General features: G+C 67.8%; 17 protein-coding genes. 11 read left to right on the forward strand and 6 right to left on the reverse strand.

What is annotated here, in order from left to right:
• Positions 1-534 precede the first annotated feature (534 nt).
• From QLQ86_RS02980 to glrR, 3 genes are read left to right on the forward strand one after another with little or no spacing between them, the layout of a single operon-like run.
• Positions 535-2,040: an ATP-binding protein gene (locus tag QLQ86_RS02980; RefSeq protein WP_282815854.1), complete on the forward strand. Its 1,506-nt coding sequence runs from the start codon at positions 535-537 to the stop codon at positions 2,038-2,040.
• On the forward strand, positions 2,037-2,609 hold the full coding sequence (locus tag QLQ86_RS02985) for a hypothetical protein (RefSeq protein WP_282734255.1): 573 nt from the start codon (positions 2,037-2,039) through the stop codon (positions 2,607-2,609). Before QLQ86_RS02980 ends, QLQ86_RS02985 begins: the two co-directional genes overlap by 4 nt.
• Before the next feature lie 15 nt (positions 2,610-2,624).
• Positions 2,625-4,019: a two-component system response regulator GlrR gene (gene glrR / locus QLQ86_RS02990; RefSeq protein ID WP_282815855.1), complete on the forward strand. Its 1,395-nt coding sequence runs from the start codon at positions 2,625-2,627 to the stop codon at positions 4,017-4,019.
• 71 nt (positions 4,020-4,090) lie between these two features.
• On the opposite strand, the gene QLQ86_RS02995 is transcribed toward glrR, so the two are convergent.
• The 3 genes from QLQ86_RS02995 to QLQ86_RS03005 all read right to left on the reverse strand — a co-directional run bounded on the left by QLQ86_RS02995 (position 4,091) and on the right by QLQ86_RS03005 (position 6,637).
• Positions 4,091-4,744: a peroxiredoxin gene (locus QLQ86_RS02995; RefSeq protein WP_282734257.1), complete on the reverse strand. Its 654-nt coding sequence runs from the start codon at positions 4,742-4,744 to the stop codon at positions 4,091-4,093.
• 166 nt (positions 4,745-4,910) lie between these two features.
• Entirely contained in the window at positions 4,911-6,320 is a 1,410-nt protein-coding gene (gene xseA, locus QLQ86_RS03000; protein WP_282815856.1) for an exodeoxyribonuclease VII large subunit, read from the reverse strand.
• 119 nt (positions 6,321-6,439) lie between these two features.
• Positions 6,440-6,637, reverse strand: coding sequence for a CsbD family protein (locus tag QLQ86_RS03005; protein WP_282734259.1), 198 nt, complete (start codon positions 6,635-6,637; stop codon positions 6,440-6,442).
• Between the two features lie 245 nt (positions 6,638-6,882).
• Here QLQ86_RS03005 and guaB point away from each other — a divergent pair, with 245 nt between their 5' ends.
• Both guaB and guaA read left to right on the forward strand, forming a co-directional pair.
• Positions 6,883-8,352, forward strand: coding sequence for an IMP dehydrogenase (gene guaB / locus QLQ86_RS03010; RefSeq protein ID WP_282815857.1), 1,470 nt, complete (start codon positions 6,883-6,885; stop codon positions 8,350-8,352).
• A 95-nt stretch (positions 8,353-8,447) separates the two neighbouring features.
• A complete protein-coding gene (guaA, locus tag QLQ86_RS03015; protein ID WP_282815858.1) occupies positions 8,448-10,025 on the forward strand; it encodes a glutamine-hydrolyzing GMP synthase in 1,578 nt (525 codons plus the stop codon).
• 235 nt (positions 10,026-10,260) lie between these two features.
• Here guaA and QLQ86_RS03020 read toward each other — a convergent pair whose 3' ends face one another.
• Entirely contained in the window at positions 10,261-10,692 is a 432-nt protein-coding gene (locus tag QLQ86_RS03020) for a c-type cytochrome (RefSeq protein ID WP_282815859.1), read from the reverse strand.
• Between the two features lie 409 nt (positions 10,693-11,101).
• Between QLQ86_RS03020 and QLQ86_RS03025 the strand changes: the two genes are divergently transcribed.
• Positions 11,102-11,512, forward strand: coding sequence for a VOC family protein (locus QLQ86_RS03025; protein ID WP_282815860.1), 411 nt, complete (start codon positions 11,102-11,104; stop codon positions 11,510-11,512).
• A gap of 182 nt (positions 11,513-11,694) precedes the next feature.
• Here QLQ86_RS03025 and QLQ86_RS03030 read toward each other — a convergent pair whose 3' ends face one another.
• Positions 11,695-12,906 carry an NAD(P)/FAD-dependent oxidoreductase gene (locus tag QLQ86_RS03030; RefSeq protein WP_282815861.1) on the reverse strand — a complete coding sequence of 404 codons (1,212 nt, stop codon included), beginning with the start codon at positions 12,904-12,906 and terminating at the stop codon, positions 11,695-11,697.
• A gap of 329 nt (positions 12,907-13,235) precedes the next feature.
• Between QLQ86_RS03030 and QLQ86_RS03035 the strand changes: the two genes are divergently transcribed.
• The gene (locus QLQ86_RS03035) at positions 13,236-13,682 is read left to right on the forward strand and encodes a DUF6789 family protein (protein WP_282815862.1); all 447 of its coding nucleotides are present in this window, start codon (positions 13,236-13,238) and stop codon (positions 13,680-13,682) included.
• Positions 13,683-13,746: 64 nt separating this feature from the next.
• Here QLQ86_RS03035 and QLQ86_RS03040 read toward each other — a convergent pair whose 3' ends face one another.
• On the reverse strand, positions 13,747-15,363 hold the full coding sequence (locus QLQ86_RS03040) for a sensor domain-containing diguanylate cyclase (protein WP_282815863.1): 1,617 nt from the start codon (positions 15,361-15,363) through the stop codon (positions 13,747-13,749).
• A 249-nt stretch (positions 15,364-15,612) separates the two neighbouring features.
• On the opposite strand from QLQ86_RS03040, the gene QLQ86_RS03045 reads away from it, so the two are divergent.
• From QLQ86_RS03045 to QLQ86_RS03060, 4 genes are all read left to right on the forward strand, one after another.
• A complete protein-coding gene (locus QLQ86_RS03045) occupies positions 15,613-16,368 on the forward strand; it encodes a TIGR01458 family HAD-type hydrolase (RefSeq protein ID WP_282735405.1) in 756 nt (251 codons plus the stop codon).
• A gap of 126 nt (positions 16,369-16,494) precedes the next feature.
• A complete protein-coding gene (locus QLQ86_RS03050; RefSeq protein ID WP_282735406.1) occupies positions 16,495-16,965 on the forward strand; it encodes a phosphate-starvation-inducible PsiE family protein in 471 nt (156 codons plus the stop codon).
• A gap of 134 nt (positions 16,966-17,099) precedes the next feature.
• Positions 17,100-17,933 carry a PhzF family phenazine biosynthesis protein gene (locus tag QLQ86_RS03055; RefSeq protein ID WP_282815864.1) on the forward strand — a complete coding sequence of 278 codons (834 nt, stop codon included), beginning with the start codon at positions 17,100-17,102 and terminating at the stop codon, positions 17,931-17,933.
• Positions 17,934-18,105: 172 nt separating this feature from the next.
• On the forward strand, positions 18,106-19,656 hold the full coding sequence (locus QLQ86_RS03060) for a glutamate synthase-related protein (protein WP_282815865.1): 1,551 nt from the start codon (positions 18,106-18,108) through the stop codon (positions 19,654-19,656).
• The last annotated feature ends 171 nt before the right edge of the window (positions 19,657-19,827 follow it).

Here is a 19,827-nt window from a genome sequence, read left to right on the forward strand (position 1 = left end):
ATCACTGCCCTGTGCTCCCGCTCCCCGACGCGACCAGTGTCTGCTCCAAGCGATGTGTGACTTTAGGTTGCGATGAGACGGTACCGCCGCCAGGCAAGGATCGGTATCGAGAGGGCAAGGACGCCCTGGCATGGACGCCTCTCCCCCCTCCGGGGGATCGAATCGCGCAGCATCGCCGTCGGCCTCCGGTCGAGGCGGTGGTGCCAGGAACGGAGCAGGGCGGTTCGCCACGCGATGGCATGCCACCCGCATGAGGATGACCAGCCCCTGGTGGCAGATGGTGCCTCATGGCTTCGGGGCCTCCCCGGCCCATGGACATCCGGGCAATGGACGAACCAGGTCGTCGATTGATCGGATCTCCGGACCCTTCAGTTCCCTGCGTATTGGGCCGGCTCTGCCGGCCCTTTTTTTTCCCCTTGCGGGACCTGTCCGGCGGGGTGGTGCCGATTGGCCGCGGGGCGTTCGGCTGAACTCTGGTATCCTTGGGGATGGACGATGGTGGTTCCCGTTACCCTCCTGCAAAGAACGCTGTCCATGACCTCAGCCGTTACGCGCCGCTGGAGGCCGCGCTCGCTGTTGCAGCTGGTGCTGCTGGCCTTTCTGGTAGTGATGCTGCCGCTGGCCGTGTTGATGATCCAGGCCGGTCAGGCCCTCTCCGAGCTGTCGCGCCTGGCCGATGTCAGTGCCCGCCAGGCGGTGGAGGAGACACGGCGTGCCCGCTCGTTGGGTGCGCTGGCGCTGGAGATGGAGCGCGGTGCCCGCCAGTATGCCGTGGTCGAGGAGGAGAGCCTGCTGGAGATCTTCGACGAGCGCCTCGAGGAGTTCCGTGAGCTGCTGGCCCAGCAGCGCCGGCTGCTGCCCGATGATCCCGATGTGGCGGCACTGGAAGAAGAACTCGACGACCTCGCCGAACTGCCCGACCTGCCGCTCGAGGAGTTCACCGCCCGGCTCTCCGACTTCCTGCCCTTCGCCCAGCATACCGAGGCGATGCGTCGCGCCACCAACCGGCGCATCGACGAGCGCATCGAGAGCATCCGGGCCCGAGCCGAGGCGGTGCAGGTGCGCCTCTGGTGGCAGACTGCGGCCCTGGTCTCGGCGAGTCTGGTGCTGATGCTGCTGTTCACCCGGCTGATCATCCACCCGATCCGCCAGCTCGAACGGCGCATCCTGGGGATCGGCAGCGTGGGCGGCGACACGGGGCAGAAGCCGCCGCCCTTCAACGGCCCCGCGGAACTGGTCACCCTGGACGAGCGGCTGGACTGGCTGGCCTCGCGGCTCGACGAGCTGGAGGCCCAGAAGCAGCAGTTCCTGCGCCACATGTCCCACGAGCTCAAGACCCCGCTGGCCAGCGTGCGCGAGGGCTCGTCGCTGCTCGCCGACGGCGTGGCCGGCGAAGTCACGCCCCGCCAGCGCGAGATCCTCGACCTGATCGATGCCAGCGGGCGCGAGCTGCAGCAGCTGATCGAGCAGCTGCTCGATTACAACCTGCTCCAGCACAATCGCCAGCTCGATATCGAGCGGCTGGATGTCGCCACCGTGGCCAAGGAGGTGCTGGCCAAGCACCGCCTGGCCCTCGACAACAAGGAGATGCGCGTCAGCTGCTTCGATGGCCCCCTGGCCTGGGAGCTCGACCGCACTGCCACGGCCAGGGTCCTCGACAACCTGATCTCCAATGCCGTCGCCTACGGCGAGGACGGCGGTGAACTGGAGATCCGTGCCCGTCCGCTGCGCGACCGGCTGGTGATCGAGGTGGCCAACAGCGGCGAGCCGATCGCCGAGGAGGATCGCGACCGGCTCTTCGAGGCCTTCTTCCAGGGCCGCGGGCGCCGCAAGGGGCCGCTGAAGGGCTCCGGCATCGGTCTCTCGGTGGCCGCCGACTGTGCGCGACTCCAGCACGGCAGCCTGGAGCTCGTGGACGATACCCGGCTGGCCGTGTGCTTTCGCCTGACCCTGCCGCGGATGGCCCGGGCTGCCGAACAGGATCACGATCACCCGACGCTCGCTCTGGCGGGCGCCCACTCGAGGAATGACACCCCATGACCGCGCGCCCCTGGCTCCTGTGCCTGGCCACCGCCTGGCTGGCCGGCTGCCAGTACCTGCCCGAGCAGCTGCAGTCGCCCTCCGGCCCCTCGCCCCTCCAGAGCCCTTCGACCGGGTCGACGTTCTGCCATGCCGAGTTGCCGGACTTCGACAACCTGCCCTGCCTGCTCGACGACTGGGTGGCCTTCGGCCTGGCCTCCCAGCGCGGCGATCGGGAGTGGCGGGAAGCCACCCTGACGCGCCTCGGGGGCGAGCGTACCGAACGTCGCCTGGCGCGCGCCGTGCTGCTCTCCTGGGGCGACGAGCAGCAGTGGGACCGCGCCTCGGAGCTCTACAAGGCCGACCTGCATGGTGCGCCGCCCGAGCTGCAGCCGCTGCTGCGCTACTGGCTCAACGAGCTGGAGGGGCGCCGCCGCCTGGCCGGCCAGCTGGCAGAGAGCCGGGGCGAGCACGAGGCCATCGTGGAGGAGAACGAGGCCCTCACCGAGGAGCTCGAGGCCATGGCCGAGAAGCTCGAGCAGCTCACCGCCATCGAACAGAGCATCAATCTGCGACAGCAGAATGAATGAATCGGGAGAGACGACATGAAACAGACCGGACGCCTGCCCAACGCCGGTGACCAAGGCGCACACATCCTGCTGGTGGATGACGATGTCAGCCTGTTGAAGCTGCTGGGCATGCGGCTCGAGAGCCGCGGCTATCGTGTCACCACCGCGGAGAGCGGCCGCGAGGCCCTCAAGCGGCTGGAAGTCGCACGCCCCGACCTGGTGCTGTCGGACCTGCGCATGGACGAGATGGACGGCCTGGCCCTGTTCCAGGAGCTCCAGCGCCGGGTGCCGGGCCTGCCGGTGATCATCCTCACCGCCCATGGCTCGATTCCCGATGCCGTGAGCGCTACCCGGCAGGGGGTGTTCGGCTTCCTGACCAAGCCGGTGGATCGCGACGAGCTCTTCTCCGCCCTCGACGATGCCCTGGCCCAGACCTCCACCTCGGGCACCGAGGGTGACGACCACTGGCGCGAGGCGATCATCACCCGCAGCCCCGAGATGGAGCGCATCCTCGAGCAGGCCCGCATGGTGGCCGCCTCCGACGTCAGCGTGCTGATCACCGGCGCCTCGGGGTCGGGCAAGGAACTGCTGGCCGGCGCCATCCACAAGGCCAGCCCGCGGGCCGACAAGCCCTTCGTGGCGATCAACTGCGGCGCGCTGCCCGAGCAGCTGCTGGAGAGCGAACTGTTCGGCCACGCCCGGGGTGCCTTCACCGGCGCAGTGAGCGAGCACCGCGGCCTCTTCCAGGCGGCCGACGGCGGCACCCTGTTCCTCGACGAGATCGGCGACATGCCGCTGACGCTGCAGGTCAAGCTGCTGCGCGCCCTGCAGGAGCGCCATATCCGCCCGCTCGGTTCCACCACCTCGATCCCCATCGACGTGCGCATCATCTCGGCCACCCACCGCGACCTGGACCGCGCCATGCACGAGGGGGAGTTCCGCGAGGACCTCTATTACCGTCTCAACGTGGTGAACCTGCGGCTGCCGCCGCTCAAGGAGCGCGCCGAGGACGTCCCGCTGCTGGCCAAGCACCTGGTCGCCCAGGCCGCCGCCCGGCACAAGCCCTTCGTCAAGGGCTTCTCCCCGGAGGCGCTCAACCTGCTGGCCGCCTCGGCCTGGCCCGGCAACGTGCGCCAGCTGGTCAACGTGGTGGAGCAGTGCGTGGCCCTGACCACCTCGCCGATGATCCCCGAGGGGCTGGTGGCCCAGGCGCTGGCCGCCGAGGACAACGCCCTGCCGACCTTCAACGACGCCCGCGCCGGCTTCGAGCGCAGCTACCTGGTCAAGGTGCTCAAGATCACCGAGGGCAACGTCACCCAGGCGGCGCGCATCGCCGGGCGCAACCGCACCGACTTCTACAAGCTGCTGGCCCGCCACGAGCTCGAACCCGGCGCCTTCAAGCCGGCCGCCCGCCAGCCAGAGCACCACTAGCGGCCCCGGGCACAATGCAAGACCCCCTGCCGAGGCAGGGGGTCGTCGTGGTGCGAGCCGAATCGCGCGCCTTACTTGGGCAGCTTGGTCCGGCGCAGGTAGGGGAAGATGGTCTCGTATTCGCCGAACTTCGCCTTGGCATCCTCGTCGGAGACCGTCGGCGGAATGATCACGTCCTCGCCGACGGTCCAGTCGGCCGGCGTGGCCACGCCCTTGCCGTTGGCGGTCTGCAGCGCGTCCAGGGCGCGCAGCACCTCGGCGAAGTTGCGGCCGACGTTCATCGGATAGGTCATGGAGAGCTTGAGCTGCTTGTCCGGGCCGATGATGAACACCGAGCGCACGGTGGCGCTGTCGGCCGGGGTGCGGCCATCGGGCAGGTAGGCATCGGCCGGCAGCATGTCGAACAGCTTGGCGACCTTGAGGTCCTCGTCGGCGATGATCGGGAAGCCGACATCGCAGCTGGCGAAGCTGGAAATGTCATTGATCCACTTCTTGTGATCCTCCACGCCATCCACCGAGATGCCGATCACCTTGGTGTCGCGCTTCTTCCACTCCTCGTTGAGCTTGGCCACGGCGCCGAACTCGGTGGTGCAGACCGGGGTGAAGTCCTTGGGATGGGAGAACAGGATCGCCCAGCTGTCGCCGATCCACTCGTGGAAGCGGATCGGGCCCTGGCTGGTATCGGCCTCGAAGTCGGGTACAACGTCATTGATGCGCAGTGACATGGTGTTACTCCCTGGTTGATGGGGGGATGCGTCCCCGAGCGACCCGCAGTCGGGCACGGGGATGACTCTGGTACCTTGACGTATAGGCACTGGCCTTTCGACGTCAAGGCGTTCTTCGGAACAAGCTTAGATAGTATTTTTTTGAATATCCATATTCCAAAACTTATCACCCTGATGCCCTGTCGCCATGGGGCGTGGTGTCGCAGGCCTCGGTGCGGGTCACCGTGACGGCGAGCCGCCCCTCGCCCAGCCGTGCCTCGAGCGCCTGGCCGGGGGCGGTGTCAGCGGCCCGGCGGACGACGCGGCCCTGCGCGTCCTCGAGGATCGCGTAGCCGCGCCCCAGCACCGCCAGTGGGCTGACGGCCTGCAGCTCGCGAGCGAGACCGCCCAGCCGCTCGCGGTGGCGGTCCAGCGCCCGCGGCATGGCCTGGTGGAGCCGCCAGCGGGCCCGCGTCAGCCGCTGACCGGCCTGCTCCACCAGCCGGTCCGGCGAGCGCAGCGCGAGGCGCTGGCGCAGGTGGTGCTCGCGGCGTCGCTCGGTGGCGAGCCGCGCCTGCATGACGCGCCGCAGCCGGCCCTCCAGCTGGTCCAGCTGCCGGCGGCGCGCGGCCAGCACCTCGCCGGGGTGGCGCAGCCGGGCCCGCAGGTGGTCCAGGCGCTGGGCCTCGGTCTCCAGGCGCGCGTGCTGGGCGCGGGTGAGCCGTTCGGCCAGCCGCTCGAGGCGGTGGAGACGCTCGCGGCGGTCGGGCACCAGCTGCTCGGCGGCAGCCGAAGGGGTGGGAGCACGCGCATCGGCGGCGAAGTCGGCCAGGGTGACGTCCACCTCGTGGCCCACCGCCGACATCACCGGCAGCCGCGAGTGGAAGATCGCCCGGGCCAGGTGCTCGTCGTTGAAGGCCCAGAGGTCCTCCAGGCTGCCGCCGCCGCGGGTGATCAGGATGGCGTCGCGGGCCGGGTCCAGCGCCTGCTGGCGGTTGAGCAGGCCCAGCGCCGAGATCAGCGCCGGGGCGGCCTCGCGCCCCTGCACCGGCACCGGGATCAGCGTCACCTGCGTAAGCGGCCAGCGCGCCGCGAGTACCGCCAGCACGTCGCGGATCGCCGCGCCGGTGGGCGAGGTGAGCACCAGCAGGTGCCGTGGCGGATAGGGCAGGGGGCGCGCGTTGGCGAACACCCCCTCGGCGGCGAGCCGGGCCTTGAGCCGCTCGAAGGCCGCCAGCAGCTCGCCAACGCCGGCCGCCTGCACCGCCTCGACGATCAGCTGGTAGTCGCCGCGTGGCTCGAACAGCGACACCTGGCCGCGCACCTTGACCCGGTCGCCGTCGCGCATGGGGGCGGCGACGAAGCGCGCCCGGGTGCGGAACAGCGCGCAGCGCAGCTGGGCCCGGTCGTCCTTGAGGGTGAAGTAGATGTGCCCCGAGCCCGGCCGCGACACCCCGGAGAGCTCGCCCTCCACCCACACCTCGCCGACATCCTGCTCCAGCGCCTGGCGGGCGCGGCGGTTGAGCTCGCTGACGGAGAGGGCCGGGGAGGGTCCGTTGGCATCGGCGCTGGGCATCGTGGAGGCGTCCTGTGGCATGTGACGCCCTCACTCTAGCATGTCACCGGCAAGGTTCGCGGCGAGGTGGCAGGCAACGAAAGCGCCGAGCCTGTTGGCTCGGCGCAAGGGGGCAGGGCGGCCCTAAGGGGCCTGACCCGTCATTGCCGGCTGGCCCAGTCATCGGCCTCCTTCTCGGCCTGTTCGCGGGCCATGCCATATTTCTGTTGCAGCTTGCCGATCAGCTGTTCCCGGTTGCCGGCGATCTCGTCCACTTCATCGTCGGTGAGTTCACCCCAGCTGGAGCGGGCCTTGCCCTTCATTTCCTTCCATTTGCCTTCGATCTGGTCCCAGTTCATGTCGACTCTCCTTTCCTTGAGCGGCCTGGCTGAGGGGGTTCCTGAGCACCCTGCGAGCCAGTTCTTAGATTAGACCAGGGCACCGGACTGTGAGGTAAGTCTTGGTCAGCGAATGTGCCCATTGCGTGAATGGCCGGCGGGCGGCGGGTGAGCTCGTGGTCAACCCCGTGACGCAAGCCCCCACTGGCCGTTATAATGGGGGATTAACTTCATCCCTCCCACCAGTTCACTGGGTGTTGCCGCATATGCTACGTATGGCCCAAGAAGCTCTTACGTTCGATGACGTATTACTCGTGCCCGGGTATTCCGATGTCCTGCCCAACGACGTCAGCCTCCGGACCCGCCTGACCCGCGACCTCTTCCTGAACATCCCGCTCGTCTCCGCCGCCATGGACACCGTCACCGAAGCCCGCCTGGCCATCGCCATGGCCCAGGAAGGCGGCATCGGCATCATCCACAAGAGCATGACCATCGCCCACCAGGCGGCCGAGGTGCGCAAGGTCAAGAAGCACGAGAGCGTGATCGTCAAGGACCCCGTCACCGTGGGGCCCAAGGCCAAGCTGGCGGACCTGCTGGCGATGGCCGAGGAGCACGGCTTCTCCGGCTTCCCGGTGGTGGAGGGCGAGACCCTGGTGGGCCTGGTGACTCAGCGCGACATGCGCTTCCAGCCCAACCACGGCGACAGCGTGGCCGACATCATGACCCCCGGTGAGAAGCTCGTCACCGTGCCGGTGGGCACCAGCCTCGACATCATCAAGGGCAAGATGCAGGAGCACCGCATCGAGAAGATGCTGGTGGTGGATGACGCCTTCCGCCTGCGCGGCCTGGTCACCTTCCAGGACATCGAGAAGGCCCGCACCTTCCCCCTGGCGGCCAAGGACGCCGACGGCCGCCTGCTGGTCGGCGCCGCCGTGGGCACCGGCCCCGAGACGCCGGACCGCGTGGCCGCCCTGGCCGAGGCCGGGGTCGACGTGGTGGTGGTCGACACTGCCCATGGCCACTCCAAGGGCGTGATCGAGCGCGTGCGCTGGGTGAAGGAGCACTTCCCGCAGATCCAGGTGATCGGCGGCAACATCGCCACCGCCGACGCCGCGAAGGCGCTCGCCGAGGCGGGAGCCGATGCCGTCAAGGTGGGCATCGGCCCCGGGTCCATCTGCACCACCCGCGTGGTGGCCGGCGTGGGCGTGCCGCAGATCACCGCCGTCTCCAACGTGGCCGCGGCGCTGGAGCCCTACGACATCCCGCTGATCGCCGACGGCGGCGTGCGCTACTCCGGCGACCTGGCCAAGGCCGTGGCCGCCGGCGCCAGCACCGTGATGGCCGGTGGCCTGCTGGCCGGCACCGAGGAATCCCCGGGCGAGATCGAGCTCTTCCAGGGCCGCACCTACAAGGCCTACCGCGGCATGGGCTCCATGGGCGCCATGTCCCAGACCCAGGGCAGCGCCGACCGCTACTTCCAGGACAAGAGCGAGGGCGCCGAGAAGCTGGTGCCGGAAGGCATCGAGGGCCGGGTGCCCTACAAGGGCATGATGAGCGCCATCGTCCACCAGCTGATGGGCGGCCTGCGCGCCTCCATGGGCTACACCGGCTGCCGCGACATCCAGGAGATGCGCACCAAGCCGCAGTTCGTGCAGATCACCGGGGCCGGCTTCAACGAGTCCCACGTGCACGACGTGCAGATCACCAAGGAAGCCCCGAACTACCGCGCGGGCTGATACACGCTTGAAGCCGGAAGCTTGAAGCTGGAAGTGGCCGCGCCGCTTCCAGCTTTCGTGTTTCCGGGCCGTTCGCCTCTCAAAGGAAAGGCCTGATGACCGACATTCACGCCCACAAGATCCTGATCCTTGACTTCGGCTCCCAGTACACCCAGCTGATCGCCCGCCGGGTGCGCGAGATCGGCGTCTACTCCGAGGTTCGCGCCTTCGACATCACCGAGGCCGAGATCCGCGAGTACGCCCCCAACGGCATCATCCTCGCCGGTGGCCCGGAATCCGTCACCGAGCTGGACTCGCCCCGCGCCCCCCAGTGCGTGTTCGAGATGGGCCTGCCGGTGCTGGGCATCTGCTACGGCATGCAGACCATGGCCGAGCAGCTCGGCGGCGCCGTGGAGGGCTCCCACGTCCACGAGTTCGGCTATGCCCAGATCCGCCTCGACGCCGAGACGGCGCTGTTCCGCGACATCTCGGACCATATCGACCACGAGACCGGCCGCAACCTGCTCGACGTCTGGATGAGCCACGGCGACAAGGTTTCCCGGGTGCCCGACACCTTCACCGTCACCGCCTCCACCCCGAGCTGTCCCATCGCTGCCATGGCCTGGGAGGAGAAGCGCTTCTTTGGCGTGCAGTTCCACCCCGAGGTGACCCACACCCTCCAGGGCCTGCGCATCCTCGAGCACTTCGTGCTGGAGATCTGCGGCGCCGAGCGCCTCTGGACCCCGGCCCAGATCATCGAGGACCAGATTGCCCGCGTGCGCGAGCAGGTGGGTGACCGCCACGTGCTGCTCGGCCTCTCCGGCGGCGTGGACTCCTCGGTGGTGGCGGCACTCCTGCACAAGGCCATCGGCGACCAGCTGACCTGCGTGTTCGTCGACAACGGCCTGCTGCGCAAGGCCGAGGGCGACCAGGTGATGGAGACCTTCGCCCGCCACATGGGCGTGAAGGTGATCCGCGTGGACGCCGAGGACCTCTTCCTCGACAAGCTGAAGGGCGAGGCCGACCCCGAGGCCAAGCGCAAGATCATCGGCAACACCTTCATCGACGTCTTCGACAGCGAGGCCGCCAAGATTGAAGGCGTGGACTTCCTGGCCCAGGGCACCATCTACCCGGACGTGATCGAGTCCGCCGCGGCCAAGACCGGCAAGGCGCATGTGATCAAGTCGCACCACAACGTGGGCGGCCTGCCCGAGACCATGAAGCTCACGCTCGTCGAGCCGCTGCGCGAGCTCTTCAAGGACGAGGTGCGCAAGCTCGGCGTTGAGCTCGGCCTGCCCTACGACATGGTCTACCGCCACCCCTTCCCGGGGCCGGGCCTGGGCGTGCGCATCCTCGGCGAGGTGAAGAAGGAGTACGCCGACATCCTGCGCGAGGCCGACGCCATCTTCATCGAAGAGCTGCACCGCGCCGACTGGTACCACAAGACCAGCCAGGCCTTCGCCGTCTTCCTGCCGGTGCGCTCCGTCGGCGTGGTGGGCGACGCCCGCCGCTACGAGTGGGTCATCGCCCTGCGCGCCGTGGAGACCATCGACTTCATGACCGCCCGCTGGGCGCACCTGCCCTACGAGCTGCTGGAGAAGGTCTCCAACCGCATCATCAACGAGATTACGGGCGTCTCCCGCGTGACCTACGATGTCTCGAGCAAGCCGCCGGCGACGATCGAGTGGGAGTGATGCCTGCGACGATGTCGTAAGCCATGAAGGGCCTATCTCTCGATGGGCCCTTCGCTTTTCAGGACATCAAGTCCTGAATCTCGTCTGCTAGATAGCCATGTTGGCATTCTTGATGAACATGACAACGCCTGGCTAGGTTCAGGACTTGATGGCCTCGGTGACATGATCCTTTTCAGAGGCGCGATGGCTCTCGGAAGGGGTAGTCATTCACAGTGCTGTGGGTCGTTGAAGCGTATTACTCCTCCGCCTGAAGTCGATAGATATACTCGGCGACAGCCAGTATCCTGGCACGAATCACGGACTCCGAATCGTACTCGAAGTCATAGTAGTCCGCGGCTGCTTCAATGCCGTATCGCTGCCCCCACACGGGCATTTCTCGTGAGCCGTGCGCCTGGACATCGGCCGTTCCCTCGATGACTTCGTAGACACGAGCCATGGGGAAGACGTTGTCGTTCTCCTGCGCAAGCGTGGTGAGGTCAGGAACTCGTGTTTCGATTATCCCGGCGAGTGGTCCGTTGCCTTTGCCTTCCTCGCCGTGGCATACGGCGCAGCTATTCAGGTATTCGTTTTTACCGACATCCACCTTTCCTTCCTGAGCGTGGCCGGTTATCCCGAACAGGCTCATCATGATGGCTATCGAGCTGATGCCGATTTTCTTGGTGGACATGGCTGCTCCCTCTGTTTTGTGATTATTTATCGAGATTTATGGCGCGATATAGCAGGTAATAATGTTGAGTCTCTGCCTGTTCGTTATATTTATAGTCGGCATTAGCTGAACGTGCAAGAGAAGGCTGAGAAGCAAGACTCTGTGTCTTTTTTATTAAAACATATTTAATTTATATTCGATATACTGTCATGCTTTTTAATGGTTTTCCTGTCCTTTTGAAGAGGTTTTCTTGTGATGGGGGTGGTTGTAAATCGGGCCAGAAATCTGGGGGCAGACCCTCATCCTTGGCTCGAAGAAGAAGCCACTGTCGCATAGGCTGAAAGTGCTGAATCCATGGCACTGAATCTCGTCTGCCCGCTATGGTGATTGATAGGGCACAGGCCGGGAGGTAAACGCGGTGGAACAGCGCGTGAGTCTGATCACTCTGGGCGTCGGCGACCTGTCGCGGGCGCGGCGCTTCTATGAGGGGCTGGGCTGGCAGGCGGGCCTGGCGGTGGATGACGAGGTGGTCTTCTTCCAGCTCAACGGGCTGATCCTGTCGCTCTATTCTCGCGCCGCCCTGGCACAGGATGCCGGCGTGGTGGATGCGGGCGGCGGCTTCGCCGGCATCACCCTGGCCCATAACGTGCGCTCGGCGCCCGAGGTCGACGCCGTGCTGAGCGAGGCCGAGCGCGCCGGCGGGCGGATCGTCAAGCCGGCCAGCCGGGCAGAGTGGGGCGGTTACTCCGGCTATTTCGCCGACCCAGACGGCCACCTCTGGGAGGTGGCCCACAACCCGGGTTTCCCCATCGATACCCAGGGCAATACCCGGCTTGCTTGATCTCGGCGCTGTCGGATGGCTGTGGGGCTGGTTCTGGCTGGGGCTTCCGTCGACGGCAAGTCCCTCCCGGTCGACCGCCACCAGTAGCACCTCGCGATCGTCCGGTGACCGCTTCCCCTACCTTCCTTGACGTTCAGGCGCGCTCGCTGTCGGGATGGGGGCAGGGTGCCCCACAGTAGACATCAGGTCTCGCGGTCGAACGAGAACAGCCCGGCGAGGGGATGCTCGCGCCCCTCGATCAAGGCCCGCAGCAGCCCGGCGCCCAGCATGCTGTAGCTGATGCCGTTGCCGCCGTAGGCCATGGCGAAGTGGACTCGGGGGCCGTACTGGTCGTGTGGACCGAAGAAGGGCAGGCCGTCCTCGGTCTCGGCGAACGTGCCGCCCCAGGAAAAGGTTGGATTGATCGAGAGCTCGGGGAAGAGGGTTTCCACCTGCTTGACCAGGGTGTTGGCCTTCTTGCCCACCCGCTCGTCACGCCGTGCCGGGATGTCGACATCGTCGTCCTCGCCGCCGACGATCAGGCGGCCGTCTCCGGTCGTGCGCATGTAGAGGTAGGGGCGCGCCGACTCCCAGATCATGGTCGAGGCCAGCGGCCCCAGATCCTCGTGAGCGATGGGGTCGGTGACGAAGGCGTAGCTGCTGAGGTTCCTGGCCACCTTCTGGTCGAGCCAGCTCTGGGACTCGTACCCGCCCGCCATGATCAGATGCTTGCAGCTCAGGGACACCGAGTTGGAGGTAGTCAGGGTCACCTGGGTCGTGCCGGAATCGATAGCGGCGATCTCGGTGCGATCGAACACTCGGCTGCCATTCGCCACGAGGCGGCCGAACAGCTTGTATGCCAGGCGATACGGGTCCACTCGCGCTGCCAGATGGGTCAGGATGGCGCAGGGTGCCTCGAAGCCGAAGCACCTCCGGATATCGTCACACTCCAGCCAATCGGCGGCGAAACCGTGGTGTCGTCGCAGTTCGAACTCCCGTCGCAGGCTGTCGGCATCGGCTTGCTCGCTGGCGTAGTAGAGGCTCTGCTGCCAGCCGAAATCCACATCACCCACCTCCCCCGCCAGCAGCTCGATGTCACGGATGGCCTGAGCACAGCCTTGATAGGCCCGCACGGCCCCGGTTTCGCCCACGATCTCGGCAAGATCGGTCATGTGGGTGTCGATCTCGTACTGCAGCAGGGCGGTGCTGGCCGCCGAGCTTCCCCAGCCGATATCCCGCCGCTCGATCACCACGACATCGTGCCCGTGCCGGGCGAACTCATTCGCGATCAGGGCACCGGTGATGCCGCCGCCAATCACCGCCACATCGCAGTGGGTGTCCTGGCTAAGTCTGGGGAAGGCCTGCATCAGGCCATTCTTGACGGCCCAGAATGGGTAACCGCTCTTGAGGTCCATGGACACCTCTGCCTGCAGGCGATGGATGATGCCTGACTGGCCTAGTGTAGGCGCTGCAGGCGCAGCGCGCCGGCGGGCGGGTCGTGAAGCTAGCCAGCCGGGCGGCGAGGGGCGGGTACTCCGGCTATTTTGCCGACCCCGGCGGCCATCTCTGGGAAGAGGCCCACAACCCGGGTTTCCCCTTCGATGCCCAGGGCAATACGCGGCTTGGCCGATCGCGGCATCCCGATGTTACCGCAGGGATGAGGCTTTCCGGGCACCTGGCCACGGCGCACCGGCTCCAGTGGACTGGCTACACTGATAGTCACAGCCACCGCAGGGAGGACGCCATGAGCACTCGCCTGTTACGAGGGTTGATGGCCGGGTTCGCGGCCACCCTGGTCATCTCGTTGATCCTGATTCTGCGCCTGGCGGCGGGCATCATCCCCTGGTACAACCCCATCGAGGTCATGAACCTGGCCGCTCAGGACCTGCTCGGCGCGCCCGACAGCCGGATGCTGGCCTGGGGCATCCATTTCGTCGTGGGCACGCTGATCTGGGGGCTGCTGTTCGCGCTGCTGGTCCCCTATCTCCCGGGCCGTACCCCTACCCGGCGGGGCCTGGAGTTCGGCGTGGCCAGCTGGCTGGTGGTAATGGTCACGGTCTTTCCCCTGGCGGGCTCCGGCCTGTTCGGCCTGGGCTTCGGGCTGGTGGCACCGCTCTCCATGCTGATCGCCCATCTCATCTTCGGTGCGGTGATGGGGGCCGTCTACGGCTGGGGGAAAGGCGTGCTCTAGCCCCGGGAAAGCCGGCACGACAAGGGGGTGGCAACGCCGAGATCGCTGTCTGGTCTTGGCACGGTCACCAGCGAACCGCCACGCGGTTTCTGCCCTCGCGCTTGGCCTGGTACATGGCGGCGTCGGCGCGCTGCGTGACGGCCTCGATGCTGGCATCGGTGGGCGTGAAGCAGGTGACCCCGATGCTCACCGTGAAGTGGAAAGGCAGCGCCTCTGCCTCGATCGTGGCCTCGGCGATCTGCCGCAGCAGGCGCCAGGCGACGGCTCGGGCTTCCTCGGGGGACATGCCGGGCAGGATCACCATGAACTCCTCCCCACCGGTGCGGCAGGGCAGATCGCTCTGGCGCAGGTGGTGTCGCAGGGTGTCTGCCAGCAACCGCAGGCCCTTGTCGCCCTCGGCGTGGCCCAGGGTATCGTTGATGGCCTTGAAGCGGTCGATGTCGATCATCAACAGGGCCGCCTGGATCTCGCCGCCCTTGACCGTTCTGGCGACTCTCCTGGCGGCATCGTCGAAGGAGCGGCGGTTGGCCAGCCCGGTCAAGGGGTCGGTACTGGCCTTGCGGGCCCAGTCGGCCTCCTGGTGCCTCTGCCGGGTGATGTCCCGATACACCCAGAGGTGACCGTGGTACTGGTCGGCGACGAACAGGGGCGTATAGGTGCGCTCGAGGAAGCGGCCATCCGCCATCGCCAGCAGATCGCGGGCCTGCTTGCGCCTTGTCACGAGGAGTTCCTCGATGCGCGCCACGAAGCCTTCCGGCTCCGTGAAGTACCCCTTGGTGGACTCGGCGGCCTCTCGGCAGTCCATGCCCACGAGGTGCTCGGGAGGCGCATCGATGTCGAAGAGGTCGCAGAAGGCCTGGTTGGCCACGATGACCCGGCGACTCTCGTCCTCGAGCAGCAGGCCCACGTCCAGGCCCTCGATGACCACTTCCAGCTGGCGATTGGAAACGAGCTGCGCGGTCTCCAGCGCCTTGCGTGGCGTGATGTCGAACTCGCCCATCACGATCATCGGCAGGCCCGTCTTGGGGTCGGTGGCGCGGCACAGGTCGACATGATGCCAGCGGTCGCTGTCGTCGACCCGCATCATCGCCTCCAGGGAGGTCCTCGGCTCGCCTTCCAGTTGCTGGAGGAGCCGCCCGGCAACGTCATAATCCGAGAAGCAGGCCGCGAAGGAGGAAAGCCCCTGGCGGGCCGCGAGGGCGGCCGGATTGCGCACCAGCAGGCGCCCCTGGCCGTCGAACACAGAGACCATCATGGGCGTGTGCCTCACCGCCTCCAGGGCACGCAGGCTGGAGGCATCCAGGGAGATGTCGCTTTCCAGCCCCTCCACCAGCATGCCGGTTCGTCCCTCTTCCGTGACGTAACGGCTGCAGCGGCAGTGCAGCGAGATGGCCTGGCCGCCGGGGTAGAAGCTCCAGTGTTCATCGATGACTTCCCCCCTCGCCAGGCGCGGGAGGTAGTCCGCCAGGCGTCGCCGCGTCGCCTCGCTCATCGTCGCGGAGAAGTCGCGGGCATAGAGCGCCTGCGGCGTTTCGGCTCCCCAGAGTCGCACGGCCGCGGCATTGGCATAGTGCATCCGTTCCTGTTCGATATCGAAGACCCAGAGCGGGGTCTGGAGCCGATCGAGAAGGGCGGCCTGGTCGTGGATGGCCGACTGGGGGGCGTGATGGAAGGAGGTCATGAGAGCACAAGCGCCCTGGACGTTGCCGCGGGTATCCGCCAATTCCGGTCGATCATCGCGGATCCTCGTCGTTAACTGACGGTGACCCTATCACCGAATGGCGGATATCAGCCATCCCCTGTCGCTGACGGCGATGACCCGCCACTGGTGCGATGGGCGCCGCCCCGTGCGGCTAACCGCGCGATGCCGGGCTGATCTAGCCTCCAGCGTCTAGGCTTGCGAGAGGAATGAGTCATGTAGGACGCGACCATGTTCAAGGCGGTATTGCTCGATATCAGTGGCGTGCTGGCAGAGGATGGCGAGGCCCTGCCCGGCGCCGTGGAGGCGGTGGCGCGGCTGCAGGCGAGCGGGATGGCGCTGCGCTTTCTCACCAACACCTCGCGCAGGACCTCGGCGGCGGTCGGCGAGGAACTGCAGCGGTTGGGCTTTCCCGTGGAACCGGCGCAGGTGTTCACCGCCCCGGGGGCGATCCGGCGCTATCTGGAGCGCCATCGTCTCTTCCCCTACCTGCTGATCCACGAGAAACTCGAGCCGGAATTTGCCGACCTGCCCCGGGGGGAACCCAACGCCGTGGTGCTCGGCGATGCCGAGCAGCGTCTGGACTATGCCCACCTCGACGAGGCATTCCGGCTGCTGCTGGAGGGGGCGCCGCTGCTCGCCGTGGGGACCAATCGCTACTTCCGTCAGGCGGGGACCCTGCACCTGGATGCGGGGCCCTTCGTGCGTGCCCTGGAGTACGCCGCCGGCGTCGAGGCGCGGGTGCTGGGCAAGCCCGCGGGCGACTTCTTCCGTGCCGTGCTCGAGGAGGCCGGGGTGGCGCCCGGCGAGGCGCTGATGGTGGGCGATGACGTGGAGTGCGACGTGGCCGCCGCCATGGCGGTCGGCCTGCAGGCGTGCCTGGTGCGCTCCGGCAAGTATCGCCCGGGCGACGAGGCCCAGGCACCCGAGGCTCGCTGCGAGGCCAGCCTGGCCGACCTGGTCGAGGCACTGCTGGCAACTCGATAGTCGCGGGCGCGATAAACGGTTCCCTCCATGCCGTCTGGTGTCCTCCTGCGCGGCGCCATATGCTGGAACCCTGCATCGCGATCAGGCCGGCATTGGCCTGCCGGTCAGCCTGTCAGGAGGCACGCCATGGAGCATGAGGAGAGCACGGAGCGCCGTTCGCCGCGGCTGATGCACGACGAACTCCCCAAGGAGCATGACGACCCGCTGATCCGCCGGCTGCATCTGGTCATCCGCTTCGCCATCAAGGTGCTGGCGGTGCTGATGGTGCTGGTGATCATCTGGGGCGTGCTGGACGTGATCTACGTGCTCTACTCGCGCTTCATGGCCCCGCCGGTGATGCTGTTCGAGGTCAGCGATATCTTCGTCATCTTCGGCGCCTTCATGGTGGTGCTGATCGCCGTGGAGATCTTCATCAACATCCGGCTCTACCTCGGCACCAATATCCTGCCCATCCGGCTGGTGATCGCCACGGCGCTGATGGCGATTGCGCGAAAGGTGATCATCCTCGACACCGAACTCGTCACCGCGGAGGAGATGCTGGCCATCGCGGCGGTGGTGCTGGCGCTGGGCGTGACGCACTGGCTGGTCGGCAAGTAGTCGCCGTGGCCACGAGCCTGGAGGGCGAGCCCGGCAGCGGCATGCACGGGCGCCGATTGCTCCGGGGACCGGCTTGTCACCCCGGCCGGGTGCGCCATAGTGAATGATGACCCCACCACAGGAGGCGCTTTCCCATGTCCGGCACCCTCTATCGACTCTCGGCCTTCACCCGTGACCCCGCCGGCGGCAACCCCGCCGGGGTGTGGCTGGGGGAGGCGCTCCCAGATGTTGCCACCATGCAGCGCATCGCGGCCGAGGTCGGCTATTCCGAGACGGCCTTCCTCGCCCCGGCGCAGGGCGACCATCGCCGGGTGCGCTACTACAGCCCCGAGGCCGAGGTGAGCTTCTGCGGCCATGCCACCGTGGCCGCCGGTGTGCTGCTGGGACGCCAGGAAGGGGGCGGCACCTATCGGCTGGAGACGGCCATCGGCGAGGTGCCGGTGACGGTCAGCCAGGCGGGCGACGAGTGGCGAGCCTCTCTGGAATCGGTCGCGCCCGTCCACCGGCCGGCCGGGCCCGATCTGGTGAACGAGGCCCTCGCCCTGCTGGGCTGGCGGGCCGAAGAGCTGGCGGCCGACCTGCCCCCGGCGCTGGCCTATGCCGGGGCCTGGCACCTGGTGCTGGCGGTGGCGGACCGCGAGCGACTCGCGCGGCTGGACTACGATTTCGAGGCCCTGAGGGCGCTGATGGCGCGTGAGGGCCTTACCACCCTGCAGCTCGTCTGGCGCGAGTCCGCGACGCTCTTTCATGCCCGCGACCCCTTCCCGGTGGGCGGGGTGGTGGAGGACCCCGCCACCGGGGCAGCGGCCGCCGCCCTGGGCGGTTACCTGCGGGATGCCGGGCTGCTCCAGGCCCCCGCGCGCTTGACGATCCGCCAGGGCGAGGCCATGGGGCGGCCCAGCCAGCTGGACGTGGAGATCCCCGCCTCCGGCGGCATCCGGGTGGCCGGCACCGCGGTGGTACTGTGAGCCGTTCCCCCGCCTCCCCGCGTTGACGGCCCGCGGTTGTCGGCCAGGGTGGGCCGGGTATCGTGGCAGGTGGCGCCCGCCGCCCGGGTGCACCACGCTTCAACGACGTCCCATGTGCAGCCACCTCATCCGCCCCCCTCCCGGCCATCAACCCGATCAGGAGCCCCTCACCATGAGCAAGCCCGTCATCGCCGACAACAAGCCCGCCAAGGTGACCCTGACCAAGGGCAAGGAGTACGCCTTCTGCCGCTGCGGGCGCTCCGCCAGTCAGCCGTTCTGCGATGGCTCCCACGCCGGCACCGGCTTCACGCCCAAGAGCTTCGTGGCCGAGCAGGATGGCGAGGCCGTGCTCTGCCAGTGCAAGCACACCGACGATGCGCCCTTCTGCGACGGTACCCACCAGCAGTTTTCCGATGACCAGGTGGGCAAGCCCGGCCCCGGCGAGGCGCAAGACGCCGCCGACAAGGCCCCCGAGGCCAAGGCCACCCGCGAAGAGCCCACGGTGGCGTTCATCCACCGGCTGGCCCGGGAGGGGCTCGAGCAGATGGGCGCTCACGGCCCGACCACCGCCATGGGGGTGCCGCGCCACACCCTGCCGCACTGGGACGACCTGCAGATCATGGCCGCCCAGCTGGCGACCCAGCCCCTGATGGAGGAGGCCGAGGTCGCCACCGAGCTGGTGATCGGCCCCGAGGCCGAGAAGCCGCTGACCCTGAGCATGCCGCTGTTCGTCTCGGACATGAGCTTCGGCGCCCTCTCCGAGGAGGCCAAGATCGCCCTGGCGCGCGGCGCCGAGCGGGCCGGGACCGGGATCTGCTCCGGGGAAGGGGGCATGCTGCCGGAGGAGCAGCAGGAGAATTCCCGCTACTTCTACGAGCTGGCCAGCGCCCGCTTCGGCTACCGGGAGGAACTGCTAGAGAAGGTCCAGGCCTTCCACTTCAAGGGCGGGCAGGGCGCCAAGACCGGCACCGGCGGTCACCTGCCAGGCAACAAGAACACCGGCAAGATCTCCCAGGTGCGCGGCATCCCGGAGGGCGAACCCGCGGTCTCGCCGCCCACCTTCCAGGACCTGCACTCGGTGCAGGACTTCCGGCGCTTCGCCGACCGGGTGCGGGAGGTGACCGGCGGCATTCCGGTCGGCTTCAAGCTCAGTGCCAATCACATCGAGCGGGATATCCAGTTCGCGCTCGATGCCGGTGCCGATTACCTCATCCTCGACGGCCGCGGCGGGGCCACCGGGGCGGCTCCGGAGCTCTTCCGCGACCACATCAGCGTGCCCACCATCCCGGCCCTGGCCCGCGCCCGGCGCCACCTGGACGACCAGGGCGCCAGCGGACGGGTCACCCTGATCGTCACCGGCGGGCTGCGGGTGCCGAGCGATTTCGTGAAGGCCCTGGCCCTCGGGGCGGACGGCATCGCCATCGCCAACAGCGCCATCCAGTCGATCGGCTGCGTGGCCGCCCGGATCTGCAACACCAACAACTGCCCGGCCGGCGTTGCCACCCAGCGCAAGGACCTTCGCCAGCGGCTGGATGTCGAGAAGTCCGCCCGCCAGCTGCAGAACTTCCTCGAGGCCTCCGTCTCGCTGATGCAGGTCATGGCCCGGGCCTGCGGCCACGACCGCCTGGACCAGTTCAACCGCGAGGACCTGGCCACCTGGCACCGCGAGATGGCCCTGCTGAGCGGGGTGCGCTACGCCGGCGTGCTGGACCCGCGCGGCTGAGGGCCCAGCGCTTTGCTGTCTTCCTGACGGCATCGGCTGGTCCGGGGGCCGCGGGCCGACGCCACCCGTTGGGGCAGCGGGTAGCCGGCCGGCGGCCCTCTGTCGGCCCTCGCGTGGTGGGGCCCGGGCAGGTCGACTATCGTCAAGGCAGGGGGAGGACGCTCCAGGGGC

Origin of the sequence: Halomonas rhizosphaerae (assembly GCF_030012485.1) — a bacterium.
Taxonomy (GTDB): domain Bacteria; phylum Pseudomonadota; class Gammaproteobacteria; order Pseudomonadales; family Halomonadaceae; genus Halomonas; species Halomonas rhizosphaerae.